At 68.6% G+C, this 19,235-nt stretch carries 17 protein-coding genes; 6 read left to right on the top strand and 11 right to left on the bottom strand.

The genetic code is table 11. The features are described from left to right. Positions 1–301: 301 nt before the first annotated feature. The 3 genes from ACFQSB_RS09530 to ACFQSB_RS09540 form a co-directional block, all read right to left on the bottom strand. A complete protein-coding gene (locus ACFQSB_RS09530; protein ID WP_380825695.1) occupies positions 302–1,354 on the bottom strand; it encodes a zinc metalloprotease in 1,053 nt (350 codons plus the stop codon). A gap of 237 nt (positions 1,355–1,591) precedes the next feature. Beyond that, on the bottom strand, positions 1,592–2,827 hold the full coding sequence (locus ACFQSB_RS09535) for a YcaO-like family protein (RefSeq protein ID WP_380825697.1): 1,236 nt from the start codon (positions 2,825–2,827) through the stop codon (positions 1,592–1,594). 129 nt (positions 2,828–2,956) lie between these two features. Beyond that, positions 2,957–3,313, bottom strand: a complete 357-nt coding sequence (locus ACFQSB_RS09540; protein WP_380825698.1) for a hypothetical protein — start codon at positions 3,311–3,313, stop codon at positions 2,957–2,959. 57 nt (positions 3,314–3,370) lie between these two features. On the opposite strand from ACFQSB_RS09540, the gene ACFQSB_RS09545 reads away from it, so the two are divergent. Together ACFQSB_RS09545 and ACFQSB_RS09550 are read left to right on the top strand one after the other, a co-directional pair. Further along, positions 3,371–4,795, top strand: a complete 1,425-nt coding sequence (locus tag ACFQSB_RS09545) for an oxidoreductase (protein WP_380825700.1) — start codon at positions 3,371–3,373, stop codon at positions 4,793–4,795. 174 nt (positions 4,796–4,969) lie between these two features. Continuing rightward, positions 4,970–7,855, top strand: a complete 2,886-nt coding sequence (locus tag ACFQSB_RS09550; protein WP_380825701.1) for a peroxidase family protein — start codon at positions 4,970–4,972, stop codon at positions 7,853–7,855. A gap of 145 nt (positions 7,856–8,000) precedes the next feature. On the opposite strand, the gene ACFQSB_RS09555 is transcribed toward ACFQSB_RS09550, so the two are convergent. Next, positions 8,001–8,981 (bottom strand): TolB-like translocation protein, encoded by a 981-nt coding sequence (locus tag ACFQSB_RS09555; protein WP_380825702.1) that lies wholly within the window; start codon positions 8,979–8,981, stop codon positions 8,001–8,003. A gap of 105 nt (positions 8,982–9,086) precedes the next feature. On the opposite strand from ACFQSB_RS09555, the gene ACFQSB_RS09560 reads away from it, so the two are divergent. Continuing rightward, positions 9,087–9,581, top strand: coding sequence for an AAA family ATPase (locus tag ACFQSB_RS09560; RefSeq protein ID WP_380825703.1), 495 nt, complete (start codon positions 9,087–9,089; stop codon positions 9,579–9,581). 103 nt (positions 9,582–9,684) lie between these two features. Here the strand turns inward: ACFQSB_RS09560 and ACFQSB_RS09565 are convergent, their stop codons facing one another. The 3 genes from ACFQSB_RS09565 to ACFQSB_RS09575 form a co-directional block, all read right to left on the bottom strand. After that, positions 9,685–10,068: a hypothetical protein gene (locus tag ACFQSB_RS09565; RefSeq protein ID WP_380825705.1), complete on the bottom strand. Its 384-nt coding sequence runs from the start codon at positions 10,066–10,068 to the stop codon at positions 9,685–9,687. A 424-nt stretch (positions 10,069–10,492) separates the two neighbouring features. After that, the gene (locus tag ACFQSB_RS09570; protein WP_380825706.1) at positions 10,493–10,711 is read right to left on the bottom strand and encodes a DUF397 domain-containing protein; all 219 of its coding nucleotides are present in this window, start codon (positions 10,709–10,711) and stop codon (positions 10,493–10,495) included. Positions 10,712–10,794: 83 nt separating this feature from the next. Continuing rightward, a complete protein-coding gene (locus ACFQSB_RS09575) occupies positions 10,795–11,262 on the bottom strand; it encodes an ATP-binding protein (RefSeq protein WP_380825707.1) in 468 nt (155 codons plus the stop codon). 193 nt (positions 11,263–11,455) lie between these two features. Between ACFQSB_RS09575 and ACFQSB_RS09580 the strand changes: the two genes are divergently transcribed. Further along, a complete protein-coding gene (locus ACFQSB_RS09580) occupies positions 11,456–12,322 on the top strand; it encodes a helix-turn-helix domain-containing protein (protein ID WP_380825709.1) in 867 nt (288 codons plus the stop codon). Further along, entirely contained in the window at positions 12,319–12,507 is a 189-nt protein-coding gene (locus tag ACFQSB_RS09585; protein WP_380825710.1) for a DUF397 domain-containing protein, read from the top strand. The genes ACFQSB_RS09580 and ACFQSB_RS09585 overlap by 4 nt, the downstream gene beginning before the upstream one ends. Before the next feature lie 212 nt (positions 12,508–12,719). Here the strand turns inward: ACFQSB_RS09585 and ACFQSB_RS09590 are convergent, their stop codons facing one another. Together ACFQSB_RS09590 and ACFQSB_RS09595 are read right to left on the bottom strand one after the other, a co-directional pair. After that, a complete protein-coding gene (locus ACFQSB_RS09590; RefSeq protein WP_380825712.1) occupies positions 12,720–14,312 on the bottom strand; it encodes a glycoside hydrolase family 44 protein in 1,593 nt (530 codons plus the stop codon). 512 nt (positions 14,313–14,824) lie between these two features. Continuing rightward, entirely contained in the window at positions 14,825–15,988 is a 1,164-nt protein-coding gene (locus tag ACFQSB_RS09595; RefSeq protein ID WP_380825713.1) for an acyl-CoA dehydrogenase family protein, read from the bottom strand. Between the two features lie 175 nt (positions 15,989–16,163). On the opposite strand from ACFQSB_RS09595, the gene ACFQSB_RS09600 reads away from it, so the two are divergent. Continuing rightward, positions 16,164–17,483 (top strand): UDP-glucose dehydrogenase family protein, encoded by a 1,320-nt coding sequence (locus ACFQSB_RS09600; protein WP_380825714.1) that lies wholly within the window; start codon positions 16,164–16,166, stop codon positions 17,481–17,483. Between the two features lie 18 nt (positions 17,484–17,501). On the opposite strand, the gene purE is transcribed toward ACFQSB_RS09600, so the two are convergent. Then, complete coding sequence (gene purE / locus ACFQSB_RS09605; RefSeq protein ID WP_380825715.1) at positions 17,502–18,029, bottom strand: 5-(carboxyamino)imidazole ribonucleotide mutase; 528 nt, start codon at positions 18,027–18,029, stop codon at positions 17,502–17,504. Then, complete coding sequence (locus tag ACFQSB_RS09610; RefSeq protein WP_380825716.1) at positions 18,029–19,198, bottom strand: 5-(carboxyamino)imidazole ribonucleotide synthase; 1,170 nt, start codon at positions 19,196–19,198, stop codon at positions 18,029–18,031. Before ACFQSB_RS09610 ends, purE begins: the two co-directional genes overlap by 1 nt. Between the last annotated feature and the right edge of the window lie 37 nt (positions 19,199–19,235).

The following is a 19,235-nucleotide window of genomic DNA, read 5'->3' on the forward strand; positions in this document are numbered from 1 at the left end:
CCTCGAACGGCGTGCGGTCGCTTTCGGGGAATGAGATGCGCACTCGGCCGCCCTCCTCGCGCTGCCAGTGGCCTGTCACTTCCCGCGGGCGGTCGGCCGAGCCGGGAAGAAGTACAACGAACGTCCCGTCCGCCCGGAACTCCAGGCCTCGTCGCGGCCGTCGGGAAGGACGGAGCGGGTAGCCCTGCGTGCGGTAGACCGCCGTGGTCGCGGTGTCCTCCTCGTAAGAATGGAGCCAGGCACCGACGATGTCCGGCGGCGTCCCGCTCGCCGCCGCCCCTTGAATGCTCGCGATGCCCCCTCACTCGCCCGGCCGGCCGCTGACCATGCCGAGGGCGACGCGAATGTCGTCGAGGACCTCCGAGGTCAGCCGCTCGCTGTCGTGCAGCAGTCGCTCCACCTCACCGTTGTGACTCGGCCGCCGCATCTCGGGCACCGCCGTACTGGCGGGCACGGCGGGCACGCGCCTCACCGGCGCGACAAGGAACGACGCCCGCTCACCGTCCAGGCAGGCGTTCATGCGGGTGGCCTGGCCGCGGGTGAACATGAACATGGCCGCGTCGTCGGTGTAGTCCATGTAGTTCATGAACATGTCCCCGTGAGGCCCGTTGTCGCATGTGATGCGCGGGAAACGCGGCGTTCCCTGATTCGAGTCGGCCTGGTTCGGCGTGTCGTCGACCTTGTCGTCGCTGGTGCACGCGCCGTCATCGTCACCCCAGATGTGGTACAGGTTCAGCCAGTGGCCGATCTCGTGTGTGGCGGTACGGCCACCGTCGAAGGGTGGCGCCGCGGTACCGGCCGTCCCGAAGGCGGAGTGCAGAATGACGACGCCGTCGGTCTGCGGCGGGCCGCCAGGAAACTGGGCGTAGCCGAGCAGACCTCCTCGAAGCAGGCAGACCCACACGTTGAGGTACTGGTCACTCGGCCAGGGGTCCGAACCGCCGGTGGCGTTCGCTTTCACCGCGTCATCCCAGCTGAAGTCGCTCACGTCGGTGGCGATGCGGATGATGCCGTTCGTGGGATTGCCATTGGGATCCCGGGTGGCGAGGCGAAACTCGATTCTGGCATCGGCGACCAGCGGCCTCCAGGGGTCCGGCACCTTGCCCACATCAGGGTTGGCCGCCCGGAAGTCCTGGTTGAGGACGGTGACCTGGCTGTGAATCTGCTCGTCCCCGATGTCCTGCTCCGGGACGCTCCGGTCGTGCACCACATGGACGACGACCGGGATGGTGACCACCTCGGTCCGCGCAGGGGCGAGCCTTCCCCGCTCGTATTGCAGCGCACGGTTCTCGATCAACGCGCGCCGGGCTCGGTACGTCATGCTCTCGTTGAGCAGTCTGCGGTGCACGAGCATGGTCCCGCACAGATCGCGGGCCGGAAGCCGTGGGATACCGGGTTCGGTCATGACGATTCCTCCCTCGTCCCGCGGGTCGTTCGGCTGTGACGGCCAGGCGGTCGTGTGCCCTTAAAGCCATGATGCGAAGTGTCCCGTGCCGGGAGTAACCAGGAACTTCGCCCCAGAAGGTTGATCAAGCGGAAAGACTCGCGTGTCACACCATGCGCACGGCAAACCCCTGGTATCGAGGCGGCTTCAACCCGCGTGGCCCCGCCGCACGAAGGCCTGCCCACGCGGACCGGGCAGGACCAGGTTGCCATCGATGATCAGCATGAAGCGTTCCAGGCCCGGCACGATGACGTGCACTGCGACGATCTGCCCCTGCAGGACCGCCACGACGCGCCGGTACGGGACATGGCCGTGCGCGAGCAGGGTGGAGATCAGCTCGCGAAGCTGGTCACGGGGGTGACCGGGCACGCCACCGGCATGGCAGTAGGCGATCGTCCGGGCGCCGCGCAGGTGGTCGGTGAGGTCGAAGCGCCCGCAGGCGCGCAGCTCCGGATAGTCCGCGTGCCACGCCGACCCGACTCGCAGTGGCGCGCCGGACCGCGAGAGCGTCTCACCCAAGGTCGTCTGGACCAGCTCGCTCAGGGCCCGCCAGGCGGCGTAGGAGACGCTGAGGGAGGTGCCGCAGCCGCGCCGATGCGGGTGGCGAGAAGTCGGGGCGGTGTAGGCCAGCATGGTGGGGACGCCGAGATCACTGGTGATGTCCAGCAGGTGCACCGGTGAGCCGGTGAGCCGTTCGGCCACCGCGTACGCGCGCGCCAGGTCGCACGGCAGAGTGGCCGGGTCGATCACGGTCGGGCGATGACCGGCTTCGCCGAGAAAGGCCCGTATCAGGAGCAGCGAGAGGGCGTCACGCTCGATGGTCTCGTTGAGGGCGTGCAGCAGCGCCTCGGCGGCGGTGACGCCGACGGCCGAACCGCTGTTGCAGCTGTAACGCATCAGGTGGCCGTAGTCGCAGGTGTCCCCGGCCCGCTCACGCAGCGGGCCGGCGTGGGTCTCGACGAACCAGGGCGCCCGCAGGAACAGCGGCACCGCGATGTCCGGTCCTGCTCCCAGCGGACTGTAGCGGTGGCAGGCCAGGCGGCTGCCGGGTGTGCGCGCCAGCAGTAGGCCGCAGGCCTCACGCCGCAGCGGCCCGGCGACGATGTGAGCGGACTCGACCGGCTCCAGGGACGCGGGATCGAAGAGGGCCGGGCCGGTCAGATAGTGTTCCAGCGCCTCGAACAGCGCGCCGGTGCGCGCCGCCTCGGGCCGCCCCTTGCCCATCCCTTGGGCCATCGGCGGGCCGGCGCCCTCGCCGTCGAGCAGCCGGCAGGACCAGACGGCGGGATCGCCGTCCCAGCCCATGTCACTGACCTCCGGTGTGAGGCCCAGCTTCGCGAGCGCCGCTTTCACCCGCTTCGTGGCGTCCCGCAACGGCACCACGCGCTCTACTTCGGTCGGTTCCCGACGGTCCGCGTCCAGCGACCCGGCTTTCACGAAGTCCGCACGGTGCCCCATGAGGCTCGACCTCCCGCGCCTATATGCGCTCACAGAATGCCCGGAAATGCGCCACTAGAACACCACAAATAAGACATATACCTGCAAGAGCCCGCAAAAGGACGGACGCTCATCATCGGGATTCACGCCGTCACCGGCATTGGCCCGCGCAAGGCCGCATCGGCACATATCACTGCGCACATCCACAACCGTGACACACGGAGGTTTCCTGCACTGAACGTCGGGCATGTCTGCCGACATCGCCACTGTTCGGCAGGCGGGCACAGCCCTTTTTCGCCACGTGGAGTGACGCAGGTCGCCGGCTTCGGGACCGGTGAATTCGAAGGCCCCTACCTCTGGCAGCAGATCTTGACGCGTCGGCGCCGCGATCGTGCGGTTCTCCGTTATCTCCGGAGTGACGGTCAGCCGCACGCACCGTGACGCTGAACGTCGTCGCGGCAGGGAAGCCGCACGACGGAGGGAGAAATCATGATCTTCGAACCGTTCACGATCGGCGACGTCACCTTCAACAACCGCGTGATCCGCTCGTCGATCGGGGGGAGGACGGCGTACTACGACGGAACGGTCAGCAACGCGTGGAAGAACTTCGAGCTGCGCTTCGCGCGGAACGGCGTGGCCGCGATCGTCTCGGCCACGCTCAACGTCAACCCCATGCGGTGGTCACCGCTGGAGTATCCCCAGATCAGCCACGACAAGTTCATCACACATCTGCGAGAGGCGATCCACGCCATCCACGCCGAGGGCTGCAAGTACGTGATCCAGATCGGCGACGGCGGCTCGCACGTCCAGACGAGCCTGTTCAGCCAGCCCCAGGACGGCTACGGTCCGTCGTCGGGCTTCGACCTCCTGTTCGGTTACCGCACCCGGCGGACCGAGATGACGCTCGCCGACATCGAGCAGACGGTGCACGAATTCGGGCAGGCGGCGCGGCGGGTGCGTGAGACCGGCGCCGACGGCGTCGAGATCACCGCGTCGAAAGGCTATCTGATCCATCAATTCCTGAACCCGGCCATCAACCGCCGCCGGGACCGATACGGCGGCTCCGTCGAGAGACGCTTCCAGCTCCTGCGCGAGGTCATCGGCGCGGTGCGCCGGCAAGTCGGCGACGACTTCATGGTCGGCGTGCGGATATCGGCCTGGGACCGCAACTACCTGCCGATCGACATCCGGTGGCCGGTGACAAGGCCACTGCGCGCGTTCCTCCGGGGCAACGACATCGACACCTACCTCCGCTATGGCCGGTGGCTGCGGGACCTGGGCGTCGACTACCTGCATGTGAGCAACGGCTACGGCTTCATCAACCCGGGCGAGACCCCTGGCCGGTTCCCGGTCGACGAGGTGCGGCAGTTCGCCAACTCCACCCGGCATCTGTCGGCCAAGGCGGCGGTACGGGCGACGATTCTCAACGTGGTGCCCAAGATGCTGCTGGACCGGGTCTTGGGCATCGGGTGGACGACCGGCGAAGCGGCCAACCTTCGTGACGCGCAGCGGTTCCGCCAGGAGGTCGGGCTGCCGGTGATCGCCAACGGCGGCTTTCAGAGACGGTCACTGGTCGAGGAGGCACTCGAATCCGGTGCGTGCGACCTCATATCGATGGCACGGCCACTGCTGGCGAACCCCGACCTCGTCGAGGTGTTCCGTCAGGGAGGGGAGGCTCCCGCCCGGCCGTGCACCTTCTGTAATCGATGCGCGATCCGCACGACGCTGTTCCCGCTCGGTTGTTATGAGCCCCTGCGCTTCGATTCGGACGCGGAGATGGAGGCGCAGATCTTGGACTGGTCGGCCCGGCCCGACGTCACCGAGCCGCTCCCCTGGGACCCGTCCGGACCGGCGATCCCCTCACCGGCCGGCTCGGGCGACGCTCGCCGTGCGGGCCACCTTGGCGGGGTGTGATCTCAGCAGCAGTCGCGGACCGCCAGTAATCGGCCGGCTCCAGCCGTCCGGCCGGGGTGGAATCCGACTTCTCAGGAACAGCAGGTATTTCCGCAAGTAGAACCCCAAATACCGTCGATCACACGTTTTGTGGCCGACGGGCCCGGCGAGGAAGCTCCCGGGAAGGGGAGCCGGATGAGCAAGGTCGAGAAACGAGAACGCCGTGCCGGCATGGCCCCGAAGGCCATGTGGCGAGAGCGCTATGTCGGCGGCACTCCCGAGGCGGAGCTGCCGATATTCGAGAAGCTCGCCCAGGACCTCATGCTGGTGCAGCTGAGAACCAAGAAGGCCACCGGCGCCGCCGATATCGCGAGGGCCTTCCAGGCGAAGACGATCCTCGGCCTGGACAATGCCCGGCTGACCTTCCACGCCGACCTTCCCGGCGACCTGCGAGCCGGCTTCGCTCAGCCGGGCGCCGAATATCCGGTCATCGTCCGGCTGTCCAATGCCAGCGGTGCCCGCCGGCCGGACTTCGCGCCCGACCTGCGGAGTGCGGCGCTACGGATCCAAGTAGGGCCGGACGAGGCTCACGACCTCCTCATGACCAATTTCCCGGTCTCCCATGCCAGGAACGCACGGGAGCTCGTCATGTTCGCGCGGGCCATGGCCGGCGCGAACTCGACGCCTCGCAAGGCGTTCGCCTGGTTCGTCAAGCTCCCCATGGCGCTCGGCTGGTCCTCCGCCGCACGCATGCGGCGGAACCTCAAGGCGGGGACCCGGCGCCCGGTCCGCAGCCTCGCGCTTGAGAGGTTCTGGAGTCGCACCGCGATCCTGTGGGGAGAGTCGGGGCCGGTGCGCTACCAGCTCCGCCCCGCCACGCACGCGCCGCCGGCTCCCGCGGCGTCGCGCACCGACCCCGACTACCTGCGCCACGAACTGTCCAGGCGGCTGGCCACCACCGACGTCGTCTTCCATCTGTGCGTACAGCGCTACGTGGACGCAAGGCGCACGCCCATCGAGGACGGCGCGGCCGACTGGCGGGAGGAGGACACGCCCGTCATCCCGGTGGCCACGCTGACGATCCCCCGTCAGGACACCGCAACCGCCGAGGCGCGTGCCGCAGAACGGCGGGTCGACGATCTCGCTTTCAATCCATGGAACACCACAGAGGAGTTCCGGCCCCTCGGCAACCTCAACCGCGCACGTAAGGCCGCCTATGAGGCCGGCAGCGCCCATCGCCTGGGCGACCGCTTCGTCACGCCGGTGCCACGGCGCAACACCGTGGTCGGCGTGCCCGTACGGGCCGGATTCCGTCTCCTCAACCGGGTCGTACCCTGGCACCGGCTCCCTTCGCGGCTCGGCCTCGTCAACCTCGATGCCCTGCGACAGGCATTGCGCCAGGACAATCTCATCGACACCGACATCAAGCAGGCCCCGCCGAAGGCGCGTCCAGTGCCCCCGCCCATCGACGAGCGGCTGCGGATCCGGCGCAGCTATGACGGCAGCCACAACGATCTGTCGGCGCCGGCGATGGGCAGCGTCGGCTCCGCCTTCGGCCGCAACCTCGCACCTGTCCATCGCCCCGATCTCTTCGACACGCCCAACCCGGTCGTGGTCAGCCGTGAGCTGCTCCACCGTGACACCTTCGTACCGGCACGGTCGCTGAACATCCTCGCCGCCGCGTGGATCCAGTTCCAGGTGCACGACTGGGTCGACCACAAGCGCTATCCGTTCGGGACCAAGACCGTGGAGGTGCCGCTCCCGCCGGGCATGAGATGGCGCAACACCCCCGAAGGACCGCTCGAAGAAATGATGCGCTTCGCCGAGAACGAGGGGATCGCCTCCATCGAGGGCACGCGGCCGCCGATCCTGTTCGCCAACAGCGCGTCGCACTGGTGGGACGGTTCGGAGGTCTACGGCGGGGACGAGACCGTCGCCATGTCACTGCGCGAACCGGGCGGCGGCGCGGAACTGCGTCTGGACCAGGGCCACCTGCCGTCCGGCCCGAACGGCACCCCCATCACCGGCTTCCGGGAGAACTGGTGGCTTGGTCTCAGCATCATGCACACCCTGTTCGCCCGCGAGCACAACGCCGTGTGTCAGGCCTTGCGCGGCGAGTACCCCAATATGAGCGACGACAGCGTCTACCACACCGCACGGCTCGTCATCTCCGCCCTCATCGCCAAGATCCATACGGTGGAGTGGACTCCCTCGATCCTGGCCACCGACCTGATCGACACCGCGCTGCACGCCAACTGGTACGGCCCTCCGAAGAACTGGCTCACCCAGTTGGGCCTGTGGCTGTACGACACGCACGCCCTGACCGGCATCCCCAAGACCCTTCCTGACCACCACAACGTGCCCTACTCCCTCACCGAGGAGTTCGTCACCATCTATCGGATGCACCCACTGATCCCGGACGATTTCGAGATCGCCGACCACCCCTCCGGCCGGCGGCTGGAGAATTTGACGCTGAACGAGATCCAGGGCGCCGCGACCGAGGCGGTCATCCGCAGGACCGGCCTGGCCAACTCGCTCTACTCGTTCGGCATCGCTCACCCGGGCGCGGTCACCCTGCACAACTTCCCGCGCGCGCTCCAGGCGTTCGAGCGGGGTGGTGAGCTGATCGACCTGTCCGTCGTCGATCTCGTACGCGACCGGCGCCGCGGCATCCCGCGCTACAACGACTTCCGGGCGGGCCTGCACAAGCCGCTCCTCCGGCGGTTCGAGGATCTCACGTCCCAGCCGGAGACGCTGGCGCGGCTCAAGGACGTCTACCGCACGGTCGATGAGATCGACACGATGGTCGGACTCTTCGCCGAGAATCCGCCCAAGGGCTTCGGCTTCAGCGACACCGCCTTCCGCCTGTTCATCCTCATGGCCAGCCGGCGACTCCAGAGTGATCGCTTTCTCACGGTCGACTTCAGACCGGGAATCTATACACCGCTGGGGATGGACTGGGTCGAACGCAACGGCATGACCAGCGTCATCCTCCGCCACTGCCCCGAACTGGCGGCTGCCCTGCCAAGAACGGCCGGCGCCTTCACACCGTGGCGCGCGACTCCCCGCCCGCATCCATGACATCGACCGGTCTCGTCCCGTACGGCCCGGCGTCGGGGGTCGCAGGGGCTCAGGCGAGGTCTTTCTCGATGGCCTGAGTGACGGCCGGGTCCTCGGGGGTGGCCGCGTAGTCGACCACCAGTGCGTCCTGGCGGGACTGACCGTCTCAGGGAGCGGTCAGGACGTAGCCTCCCACGGAGGCGGGGATGACGAAGGAGTCCAGCCGCCGCAGCCGGTGTGTCGTGCGGTCCAACCGGTACCAGGTGTGCGTCCTGCGGTACGCGCTGCCCGACCCGCGGTCGACGCGGGTCAGGACATCGACGTGGCCGGCCTTGTCCCAGCGTGTCGCCAGAAGCCTCTCGCCCTTGCCGAGCAGGAAGGGAATGGTGGTCTTCTTTCCGGTGGCCAGGTTGCGAAGGAGCACCGCGTTCTTGCGCGAAGCGCTGTCACTGGCCTGGATGCCCGCCACGGTGACGCCGCCGGGGCCGAGGGCACCCCGGGTATAGACCGATCGCCGCAGCTTCACCTTCCACGTGCCGGTCGCATAGAGCACCGCCGTGCGGTTGTTCCCGGCGAGCATGCGCCCTCCGTCCGGGCTGAACCCCCACGACTGGTACCCCTTGGGCAGCGTGAAGGCCTTGCCCTTGCTGGTGTCCACCAGCCGCTCCACCTCCCGCCCGGACGGCAGGAGGCCACGCAGGCCGACGAACCGGCCGCCCGGCGCAAGGGTCAGCCAGCTCATCTGCAGATCGTCCGGCCAGGTCACCTTGGGGACCGGACGCGCCTTGCCCGTGGCGGCCTTCCAGATCATCAGCACGCCGTCGCGCTCACGGAAGTACGCGACCTGCGCGCCGTCCTGGGTCACGTCGACGACCGCCTGCGTCACGTACTCGCCGGGCGCCACGGTCCTGCGCGCCTCAGGCAGCGCGACGACCCGGCCGTTGCTCAGCCACACCTTCCACGGCCCGCACGGATGCCGCCCGCCATCATCCTGCAGGCACGCACCAAGGCCGACATAACGCACCACAGGCGTGGCCGCCACAGCTTGGGCCACAGCACCGGCCACAGGCGTGGCCGCCACGGCCTCGGCCGGACCACCGGCCACGATCGCTGCCATGAGCGCGGCGATGGCCGCCCGTAACACCATCCCGACATCCTGCGAGCACTTCTCACATCCCGTCAACCCACCGACGCGTGCAGCGGAACCGGCGTCTCCACCGACCACCGGCCCCCGGCTCGATAGCGTGGCCGAATGGCGAAGGTCTTGGTCACCGGCATGTCGGGCACGGGCAAGTCCACCGTGCTGCGGCGGCTCGGGCTGCGGGGCTATCGCGTCGTGGACACCGACACCGACCAGTGGAGCCACTGGGTGACACTGCCGGACGGATCGCCCGACTGGGTGTGGCGGGAGGACGCCATCGGCGCGCTGCTGGCCGAGCCGGACGACGGCGGGCTCTTCGTCGCCGGCTGCAAGTCCAACCAGGGCCGGTTCTATCCGCTGTTCGACCACATCGTCCTGCTCAGCGCGCCCGCCGACGTCCTGATGGCCAGGATCGCCGCACGCACCGACAACCCCTACGGCAAGCAGAGCGAGGAGCGGAACCTGATCCTGCACCACCTCGCCGTCGTGGAACCCCTCCTACGAGCCACGGCCACCACCGAGATCGACACCCGCATCCCCCTCGACGAAACCGTCACCCACCTCGAACACCTCGCCAACGCCCGGCGCGCCCCTGTCTCCAAATGAGCTTCCACCCGACCGCTGCTGCCGAGTCATCGAGGTTAGCCCTGCGGCGTCGCGAAGCCGGCCACGGAAGCAACGGCGCCAACGAGTCGCTACTCGCCGCCCTCTACGACTGAGTCGGCCTCTCCACCTCCGCGACCTGCTGACCTCCTTCAGGGAAGGGCGGCCGCGCGGCCAAGCGCGCTACCGGCTCAGGGCGGTCAGCCAACTGGCGACGCGCGAGGTTGATGAAGATCAGACGGGCGTCTTCGATGGTGCTGCGGGCCGCAGCCCACTCCTCCTCTGAAGTGATCTCGCACATGTTGATCTTCCGGTTCGTCTCCCAGAAGACCCGATCGATCTGATGCGCTACAGAAACCAGATCCGGGCGGCTGACCAGCGTGAGGACGGTCAGCGCTTCGTTCCACGCGACCCAGTCCGTTCTGGTCCCGTCTCTCCACGCGGACAGGAAGCCGAACTGCACTCGATTGGACTCCCGCATGATGCCCAAGCAGGCATCCACCTGGCGATCACGCAGCCAGTGCTACCTCGGCAGCCTTGTCGTCCGCCGGTCGCTCGCCCTCCCAGACCACCAGGTCATAACTCACGCGAGGCAGCTTCCCCCACTGCCGTCTTTCCGGCAAGAGCAAAGGTCATCGGACTGGCCTGCCCGGCTGTCGGGGTCCCATCGGAGGTCACTCGTTCCCCCACAGCCCCTGATCTGCCCGCTGCCACACCGTTGCCCATCCGGCGCGAATCGCCGTGGGCCGTCAGGGGGAACCGGGAGCGCAAGTGGCAACGCCTTGCGCCCGGCGGGCGAAGGGGGCGAAGCCCCCCTGGGAAACACGGCCCGGAGCGAGGGACCATGCCGGACGATCATTTCCCTATGCCAAGCGAGCGATCATGCCTGGCGGTCCCGAAGCCGAGACCATGGTTCAGCGTGCCGAGAACCGTCCGGACAGCACACCCATGCGGAATGCCGTCCACTCGGAGGCGACGCACCGCAACGGCTCGCGCGAAGGGGCCTGGGAGTCTCGTATGGCCTTGGCACCGGCGGCCAGGTCGGCGACCTCGACACAGTCGTTCTCGGCGGCGCTGTGAGAGGACTTGCGCCAGTTCAGGTGGGCGTAGAGGTCGAGCTCGGGATCGGCCACGTCGTCTTCTCTTCCTCCATGCGAATGATCAGGACCACGGAGTCGTCCACCGACCCGTTGTCCGGCGACACCACGCCCTCGTCTCAAAGGATCCCAACTCGCACGGTCTCAGGGGAAGGGAGCAGACAACGGACCTGCTTGCCGATGGGAGTGAGTGCGACATCCCAGCCCGGGGCGAGCGCGTCCAGCAACCACAGCCCGCGCCCGGACTCGGCGTTCGGGTGGTCTGGAGCCGTGGCCGACCGTACAGGCAGGCGAGCGGGATTCGGGTCGTGCACCTTGACCCAGATTCCCGTGGCGTCCTGCTCGACCTCGACGACGACCGGCGTCCAGTGCCCGCAGGCCCGTACGGCGTTGCCGATCAGCTCCGACGCGACCAACCGCGCCGACTCGGCTGTTTCGAGGTCGACACCGGCTGCCGCCAAGACCTCCAGGGTGACCTTCCGCACCGCCCGGAGGTTCTCCTCGCACACGTTCATGTGCACGACGAACCCCCGCGGCCCCCGAGCCAGGTAGAACCCCAACTCCGCCTCCGTCCGCACTGCTCGCACGTGCACCCTCCTACGACGTCGCTGTAACTGGGAGCGCCATGATTTCGCCACGTAAAGGGTTTTATCGGACACGCAGCGTCACAACGGCTTGCGACAGATGATGGAGGCTTTCCGGAGAAGGGCGCAAGCTTTCTACCTAACTTAGAGCGAGAATGTTGTGACTCCATGCTGTCGCCGATGTCAGACTGCGCTCATGCCAAATGCACCTGTCGTGCCGACCGTCCGGCGGCGACGTCTCGGTGCCACGCTCAGACGCCTGCGCAACGACGCAGGCCTGACCTTGGACGAGGCCGCCGCTCTGATGGGGTGGAAGGCCCCGAAGATGTCGAAGGTCGAGAACGCCTGCGCCACCATCCGTCCCGTAGACGTCGCCGCATTGGTCAAGGGCTACGGCGTGACCGACGCCGACGTGAGCAAGGCTCTCGAAAACCTGGCCAGAGACGCCGGCAAGAAGGGCTGGTGGCAGACCTACAGCGGCGTCCTCGCTCCCGCCTACGCCGACTACATCTCACTGGAGACGGACGCGGACCGCATCAGCGAGTGGTGCCCGCTGCTCGTGCCCGGCCTGCTGCAAACCGCCGCCTTCGCCCGCGAGACCATCGCCGGCAGCAGCATGACCCGGACGCCAGATGAGATCGCGGCACTCGCAGAGGTACGTCAGGCGCGTCAGGCCGTGCTCAGCCGCCCCGGCAACCCACTGGAACTATGGGCGATCATTCATGAGGCGGCGTTGCACCAGCGATTCGCCGTTCGTCCCGCCACCATGCGCGAACAACTTCGCCGCCTGCTCGATGCCGCGGAACTGCCGAACGTCACCATCCAGATCATGCCGCTGGATGCCACCCCGCATCCCGGCATCATGGGAGGCTTCAGCCTCGTCGTCTTCCCTGGGGCCCTTCCTGACATCGTGCTCTTGGAGAACCTGAGCGGAGCCACCTACATCGAGGGCGAGGACGCGATTCCATTCGCCAGGGGCATTGATCGCATCCGCGCCTCTGCGCTATCTGTGGAGGACTCCCTCGCTCGCATCGTCCACCTCGCAGAAGGGACCAAGACATGAGTCACTCCCCGGCCGACTCCCTCGCCTGGCGCAAGTCCACCTACAGCGGCCCAGAGAACAACTGCGTAGAGGTGGCCGGCCTCCCCGGCGGCGCCAAGGCCATCCGCGACTCCAAGGACCCGGCACGCGGGTATCTCCGAGTCACCGCCTCCCAGTGGACCGCCCTCCTCGACATGGTGGAGTGATCTGTCGGCCCCTCGGGCGCGCGGGGCGGTGCATGCCTGGAGGCGAACGGTAGGCCCATGTCGCGGGGCGCTACAGGCCGTATCGATCGGCAGGGGGTGGTCGGCGCGCGCCTCTCCTAAGATCATCCGTCATACGGCGAACCCGGTCCCAGGGCTTCCCCGGGACCGGGTTCTTGCTGTTCAGGAGCCTGGCCGCTCCCTCCCGGGAACCATCAACGCCGCTGCCCCGGCACAACCAGCAGGGTGATCGAGTTCGCCGGGTACACCGCATTGACCCGGCCCTGGTGCACCATGAGATCGTCACCGCGCACGATCGAGTTGAGATCGGCCGTGCTGTAGGTGAACCGCTGCGCCTTGGCGTTGCCGTGCAGTCCGGCGATCGACAACGGCGAGGTCAGCTCGCCGCCGGTCTTGTTGATGACCATCAGGGTCACCGCCTTGTCGCGCGAGCGCTGCGCCCCGTACACCGCGAGCTGCCCTTGATCGCTGCTGGCCGCCGACACGCTGACGTCGCCGAACCGGCTCCCCGCGCCGTCATAGTTGCGGTACATCCGGAACGCGTAGGCGCCGGGCTGCGTCGGCTGGGGTTCGCCCCAGATGGTGGCGAGGTCGAGACCCTCACGCCCGAAGATGCCGAGGACGTCGGCCTGCGTCAGGGCGCCGTTGATGTCGTCCAGCGCGCCCCAGTTGTACTCGGTGATCGCGGTCTTCGTGCCGGGGTAGTACTGCGCGACCCACTCCTTCATCTTGCGGATGAACTGCAGCGGCGGCGCGTTCACGCCCGTGGGGCCGATCCAGGACTCCTCGACGTACGTCGGGTCCCACAGCGAACGCGTGGACCGCAGCCGCCACGCGTTGGACTCGGGATCCTTCCCGCCGTTGATCTGCGGGTAGTAGTGCTGGTCGAAGTAGTCGAGCATGCGCTTGCCGCCGTGCGCGGCGCTGTAGTCCTTCATGTTCTTCAGCCACCACTGCGACAGGTTGAGCCCGCCGTGCGCGGCCGCGTCGGCGCCCGGCCCACATCCGTCGACTCCGGACGCGACCCACTCGCAGTATCCCCAGCCGGACGGGCCGAGCACCGCCGCGCTCGGGTCGGCGGCCTTGATGGCCGCGGCGGTCGCGGTGCCCTTGCTGCCCAGCTCGTCGTACGAGACCGCCTCGGGGTGCACGTCTCGGTGCGTGGAGTTCCACAACACCGGCTCGTTGTCGAGTTCGTAGATCGACACGCCGCCGCGCGCCGCCTTACCGAACTGGCCCACGAGGTGCGACACCATCTCGCCGTCGAACGAGGCGTCCGCCGGGATCGAGGTGTCCTCGGGCACCGCCCCGGTGAGGTTGGCGTTGTTGAGCCTGCCGTTGCCGCAGCCGGCGTCCCACTGGTCGAATCCGTCCTGAGCGGGGAACCGGCCGGCGGGGAATCCGCAGGCGAACGGGTGCTGGGCGGGCGAGTCCTTGGCCACCCATCCGCTCATCGGCACGGTGACGACCTGTTTGGTGCCGCGGTCCTTGTTGGTCTTGACGAACGCCTCGACCGTGTTGTCGGGCCCGGCGACGATGTTCTCGAAGTACCAGTCGCTACCGGTGTTGTAGGTGTGGTTCTTGAAGTTGTAACGCGTGCTCGCGTTGCCGCCCCAGCGCGCCACCGGCAGGCCGATCTCGGCGGCGAACGCCGGGTCGGCGCCGTTCATGCCGTAGATGTCCGGACTGATGGAATGCCGGGCGGCGGACAGGTCCACCGACAACGTGGGACCCGCCGCCGCCGCGGCCGGGTCCAGGGCCGCCTGGACGGTCAATGTCCCCGCCACCAAGGAAACCGCTACGCCGAGCGTCGTGGCCGGTCGCAGCTTCCGCCGCCGTTGAGCACCCATCATCGACGCTCCCGCCAATAGATCCATCGGTCGACAATCGAGGAGCCTGACCGGATGCTTCACCCGAGTCAAGGCGCTGCGGTCGCGCGGAGGGCGGCGGCCAGGCGGTACCGGGAAATCTCGGCCCCTGACTAGGTGCGTCTCCTGGTCAAGCCCTGCCCGCCCCGTACCGACCCGGCCACGGTTCAGGAGGACAGCCTGAAAGTTGCACGCAGCTCCACGACTTCGGCCTTTCGGCTGCACGGCGACCTGAAGATCGACTTCGTGGGGCGGGTCGACCTCGCCGGTCAACGACCGCGATCAGTGGACAACGTCACCACTCGGCGCTGTGACCGAGAACGATCAGAGCTGATCGCTTGGGCCGGAACAGTGATCGTTCGGGAGCCCTGTGAGGGCACAGCGAACCCCGCCGCCCAGAGGAGGGAGACGGGGTTCGCGCACGTCAGGGGCTACTTGAGGAGCTGGCGGGCCATGACCATGCGCTGGATCTGGTTGGTGCCCTCGTAGATTTGGGTGATCTTGGCGTCGCGCATCATGCGTTCGACGGGGTAGTCGCGGGTGTAGCCGTAGCCGCCGAGGAGTTGGACGGCGTCGGTGGTGATGTCCATGGCGGCGTCGGAGGCGGCGCACTTGGCGGCGCTGGAGAAGAAGGTCAGGTCGGCGATCTTCTCGCCGTGCATGGCGGCCTCGGACTTGGCGGCGGCGGCGTAGGTGAGCTGCCGGGCGGCCTCCAGCTTCATGGCCATGTCGGCGATCATGAACTGGAGTCCCTGGAACTCGGCGATGGGCTTGCCGAACTGCTTGCGCTCCTTGACGTACCCGATGGCGTAGTCGAGGGCTCCCTGAGCGATGCCGAGGGCCTGCGCGGCGATGGTGACGCGGGTGTGGTCGAGCGTGGCCAGGGCGGTCTTGAAGCCGGTGCCCTCCTCGCCGATCATGCGGTCGGCGGGGATGCGCGCGTTGTCGAAGATGACCTGGCGGGTCGGCGAGCCCTTGATGCCGAGCTTCTTCTCCTTGGCGCCGAAGGAGACCCCCTCGTCGGCCTTCTCCACGACGAAGGCCGAGATGCCCCGCGCTCCGGCGTCCGGGTCGGTCACCGCCATGACCGTGTAGAACTCCGACACGCCCGCGTTGGTGATCCACATCTTGGTGCCGTTGAGCATGTAGTGGTCGCCGTCCCGCACGGCGCGGGTCTTCATCGCCGCGGCGTCGGAGCCGGCCTCGGGCTCGGACAGGGCGTAGGAGAACATGCCCTCCCCGCGCGCGACCGGACCGAGGTAGCGCTGCTTGAGCTCCTCGGAGGCCGACAGCAGCAGGGGCACGGTGCCGAGCTTGTTGACGGCCGGGATCAGCGACGAGGAGGCGCAGGCGCGCGCCACCTCCTCGATGACGATCACCGCGGCGAGCGCGTCGGCTCCGGCCCCGCCATACTGCTCGGGGATGTGCACCGCGTGCAGGTCGGCGGCGACGAGGGCCTTGTAGGCGTCCCACGGGAACTCGCCCGTCTCGTCGACCGTGGCGGCGTGCGGAGCGATCTTGTCATCGGCGAGGGCCCGGACGGTCTCGCGCAGCATCGCGTGCTCTTCGCCGGGCGCGTAGAGAGGGAAGCTCATGTTCAAATACTAGGACGTCCGACTATACGGTGGCTGACTCAGGGGTATATGAGACACACCTACACGGCGAAATGTCCGGTTTGTACTGTTGCTCCAAGGCGGGAGCCCGGTAACATGCCTCGGCAACGTTACGGTAAAGATTGGGTCGACAGCGGTACATGGAGGGAGCACGCACGTGTCCTATCGCCTGACGGTCCTCGGGACCGGATATCTGGGTGCCACACACGCGGCGTGCATGGCCGCGCTCGGCTTCGACGTGCTCGGCTTGGACGTGGACCCGGACAAGGTCGCCCGCCTTCAGGCGGGGGAGCTCCCCATCCACGAGCCCGGCCTGCAGGAGCTGCTGCGGCAGGGGCTCGCGTCCGGAAAGCTGCGCTTCACCACCTCCTACCAGGAGGCCGCCGAGTTCGGTGACGTCCACTTCATCTGCGTGGGCACGCCCCAGAAGAAGGGCGAGTACGCCGCCGACGTCTCCTACCTGGACGCGGTGGTCGAGTCCCTCGCGCCTCACCTGACCCGCGACTGCCTGGTGGTCGGCAAGTCCACCGTGCCGGTGGGCACCGCCCAGCGTCTGGCCGACAAGCTCGTCCGGCTGTCGCCGGCCGGGGAGGCCGTCGAGCTCACCTGGAACCCCGAGTTTCTGCGCGAGGGCTTCGCCGTCCGCGACACCATGCACCCTGACCGCATCGTGCTCGGCGTCGTGTCCGAAAAGGCCGAAAAGATGATGCGGGAGGTCTACGAGTCGATGCTGTCGGAGGGCACGCCTCTGATCATCACCGACTACCCGACCGCCGAGCTGGTCAAGGTCGCGGCCAACGCCTTCCTCGCCACCAAGATCTCCTTCATCAACGCGATGGCCGAGGTCTGCGAGGCCGCGCACGCCGACGTCAAGGACCTGTCGCTGGCGCTGTCGTTCGACGAGCGCATCGGGGGCCGGTTCCTCAACCCCGGTCTCGGATTCGGCGGCGGCTGCCTGCCCAAGGACATCCGGGCGTTCATGGCCCGCGCCGGCGAGCTGGGCGCCGACCAGGCGCTCACGTTCCTGCGCGAGGTGGACGCCATCAACATGCGGCGCCGCGCCCGCATGGTGGACCTGGCCCGCGAGCTGGCGGGCGGATCCTTCCGCGGCTGCACGGTGGCCGTGCTGGGCGCGGCCTTCAAGCCGAACTCCGACGACATCCGCGACTCGCCCGCGCTGGACGTCGCCGTGAAGATCCGCGAGCAGGGCGGCCAGGTCACGGTGTACGACCCGGTGGCGCTGGAGAACGCCCGCCGCGCCCACCCGGCCCTCGGGTTCGGCGCCTCGGCGCTGGAGGCCGCCAAGGACGCGCACGTGGTGCTGCTGCTGACCGAGTGGCAGGAGTTCATCGACCTCGACCCCGACAAGCTCGGCGAGGTCGTGTCCGCCCGCAAGATCGTGGACGGACGCAACGCGCTGGACGCCGAGACCTGGCGGGCCGCCGGCTGGCACTACCGCGCCCTGGGCCGCCCGTAGCTCCGATCGCGGAGCCGGTCAGTTCGCGGGCTCTCCGGAGGCCAGGGTGGCGGCCTCGGCGCGCAGGCGTTCGCCCTTGGCGTGGGCCTGGTCCCTGAGGGACGACTGGAAGGCCAGCATCTTGGCCCGCAGGTCCTCGTCGGCGGCGGCCAGGACGCGCACGGCCAGCAGCCCGGCGTTGCGGGCGCCGCCGATCGCCACCGTGGCCACCGGCACGCCGGCGGGCATCTGGACGATCGACAGCAGGGAGTCCATGCCGTCGAGGTACTTCAGCGGCACCGGCACGCCGATCACCGGGAGTGGCGTAACCGCGGCGAGCATGCCGGGCAGGTGGGCGGCTCCGCCCGCCCCGGCGATGATGACGCGCAGGCCGCGCTCGGCCGCCCGCTCGCCGTAGGAGATCATCTCCTGCGGCATGCGGTGCGCGGAGACCACGTCGGCCTCGAACGGGACGCCGAACTCGCCGAGCGCCTCGGCGGCGAGCCGCATGACCGGCCAGTCGGAGTCGCTGCCCATCACGATGCCGACCTGGGGGTCGCGGGCCATCAGACGTACTCCCCCGTGGCCAGGTGGACGGCGGCGTGCCGGGCGCGGGCCCGTACCTCGTCCACGTCGGTGCCAAACGCGGTGACGTGCCCGATCTTGCGGCCGGGCCGCACCTCCTTGCCGTAGAAGTGGACCTTCACCCCCGGATCGTGCGCCATCACGTGCTCGTACCGGCCGAAGACGTCCGGATCGTCGCCGCCGAGCACATTGGCCATGACCACGACGGGCGCCACCGGGGCCGGGGAGCCGAGCGGCAGGTCGAGCACCGCCCGCAGGTGCTGCTCGAACTGCGAGGTGCGGGCGCCCTCGATGGTCCAGTGGCCGCTGTTGTGCGGGCGCATGGCCAGCTCGTTCACGATGACCCGGCCGCCGGGGAGCTGGAACATCTCGACGGCGAGCAGCCCGGTCACGCCGAGCTCGTTGGCGATCTTCAGGGCGATGTGCTGGGCCTGGGCGGCGTGCTCGGGGTCCAGGCCGGGCGCCGGGGCGATGACCTCGACGCAGATGCCGTCCCGCTGGACGGTCTCGACGACCGGGTAGCTGACGCCCTGCCCGTGCGGGGAACGGGCCACCAGCACGGCCAACTCGCGCTCGAACGGCACGAACGCCTCGGCCATCACCTCGGTGCCGCTGGCCAGGACCGCCGCGACCTCCTCGGCCGAGGAGCAGACCCACACGCCCCTGCCGTCGTAGCCGCCGCGCACGGCCTTGAGCACGACCGGCCAGCCGTGCTCCTTGCCGAAGGCGTCCAGGTCGTCGGCGCAGGAGACCCGGGCCCAGGCCGGGCAGGGGACGCCGATCGCGGTGAGGCGCTCGCGCATCACGGCCTTGTCCTGGGCGTGCACCAGCGCCTCGGCGCCGGGGCGGACGGCGAACCCGGCCGCCGCGAGGGCCTCGATGTGGCCGGTGGGCACGTGCTCGTGGTCGAAGGTGATCGCGTCGCAGCCCTCGGCGAACGCGCGCAGCGCGGCGAGGTCGCGATAGTCGCCGAGCCGGGTGTCGGCGATCACCCGCGCCGCGCTCTCGTCGAAGGAGTTCGCCAGGACGCGCAGTTCGACGCCGAGCGCGATGGCGGCCTGCTGGGTCATCCGGGCGAGCTGGCCCGCGCCCACCATGCCGACGACAGGCCCGATGTGAGGGGTTTCCCTCCTGGTCACAACACTGGTCACAAGCCCAAACCCTACCCATGACGTTCCGGTGGCCGTG

Source organism: Sphaerisporangium rhizosphaerae (assembly GCF_042665155.1).
Taxonomy (GTDB): domain Bacteria; phylum Actinomycetota; class Actinomycetes; order Streptosporangiales; family Streptosporangiaceae; genus Sphaerisporangium; species Sphaerisporangium rhizosphaerae.

Bases quoted from the DNA above. Each gene is read 5' to 3' on its own strand.
- ACFQSB_RS09560 (WP_380825703.1), top strand. From the start codon at position 9,087: ATGGCGAAGGTCTTGGTCACCGGCATGTCGGGCACGGGCAAGTCCACC.
- ACFQSB_RS09580 (WP_380825709.1), top strand. From the start codon at position 11,456: ATGCCAAATGCACCTGTCGTGCCGACCGTCCGGCGGCGACGTCTCGGT.
- ACFQSB_RS09530 (WP_380825695.1), bottom strand. From the start codon at position 1,354: ATGCTCGTGCACCGCAGACTGCTCAACGAGAGCATGACGTACCGAGCC.
- ACFQSB_RS09585 (WP_380825710.1), top strand. From the start codon at position 12,319: ATGAGTCACTCCCCGGCCGACTCCCTCGCCTGGCGCAAGTCCACCTAC.
- purE (WP_380825715.1), bottom strand. From the start codon at position 18,029: ATGGCCCGCGACCCCCAGGTCGGCATCGTGATGGGCAGCGACTCCGAC.
- ACFQSB_RS09545 (WP_380825700.1), top strand. From the start codon at position 3,371: ATGATCTTCGAACCGTTCACGATCGGCGACGTCACCTTCAACAACCGC.
- ACFQSB_RS09555 (WP_380825702.1), bottom strand. From the start codon at position 8,981: ATGGTGTTACGGGCGGCCATCGCCGCGCTCATGGCAGCGATCGTGGCC.
- ACFQSB_RS09595 (WP_380825713.1), bottom strand. From the start codon at position 15,988: ATGAGCTTCCCTCTCTACGCGCCCGGCGAAGAGCACGCGATGCTGCGC.
- ACFQSB_RS09550 (WP_380825701.1), top strand. From the start codon at position 4,970: ATGAGCAAGGTCGAGAAACGAGAACGCCGTGCCGGCATGGCCCCGAAG.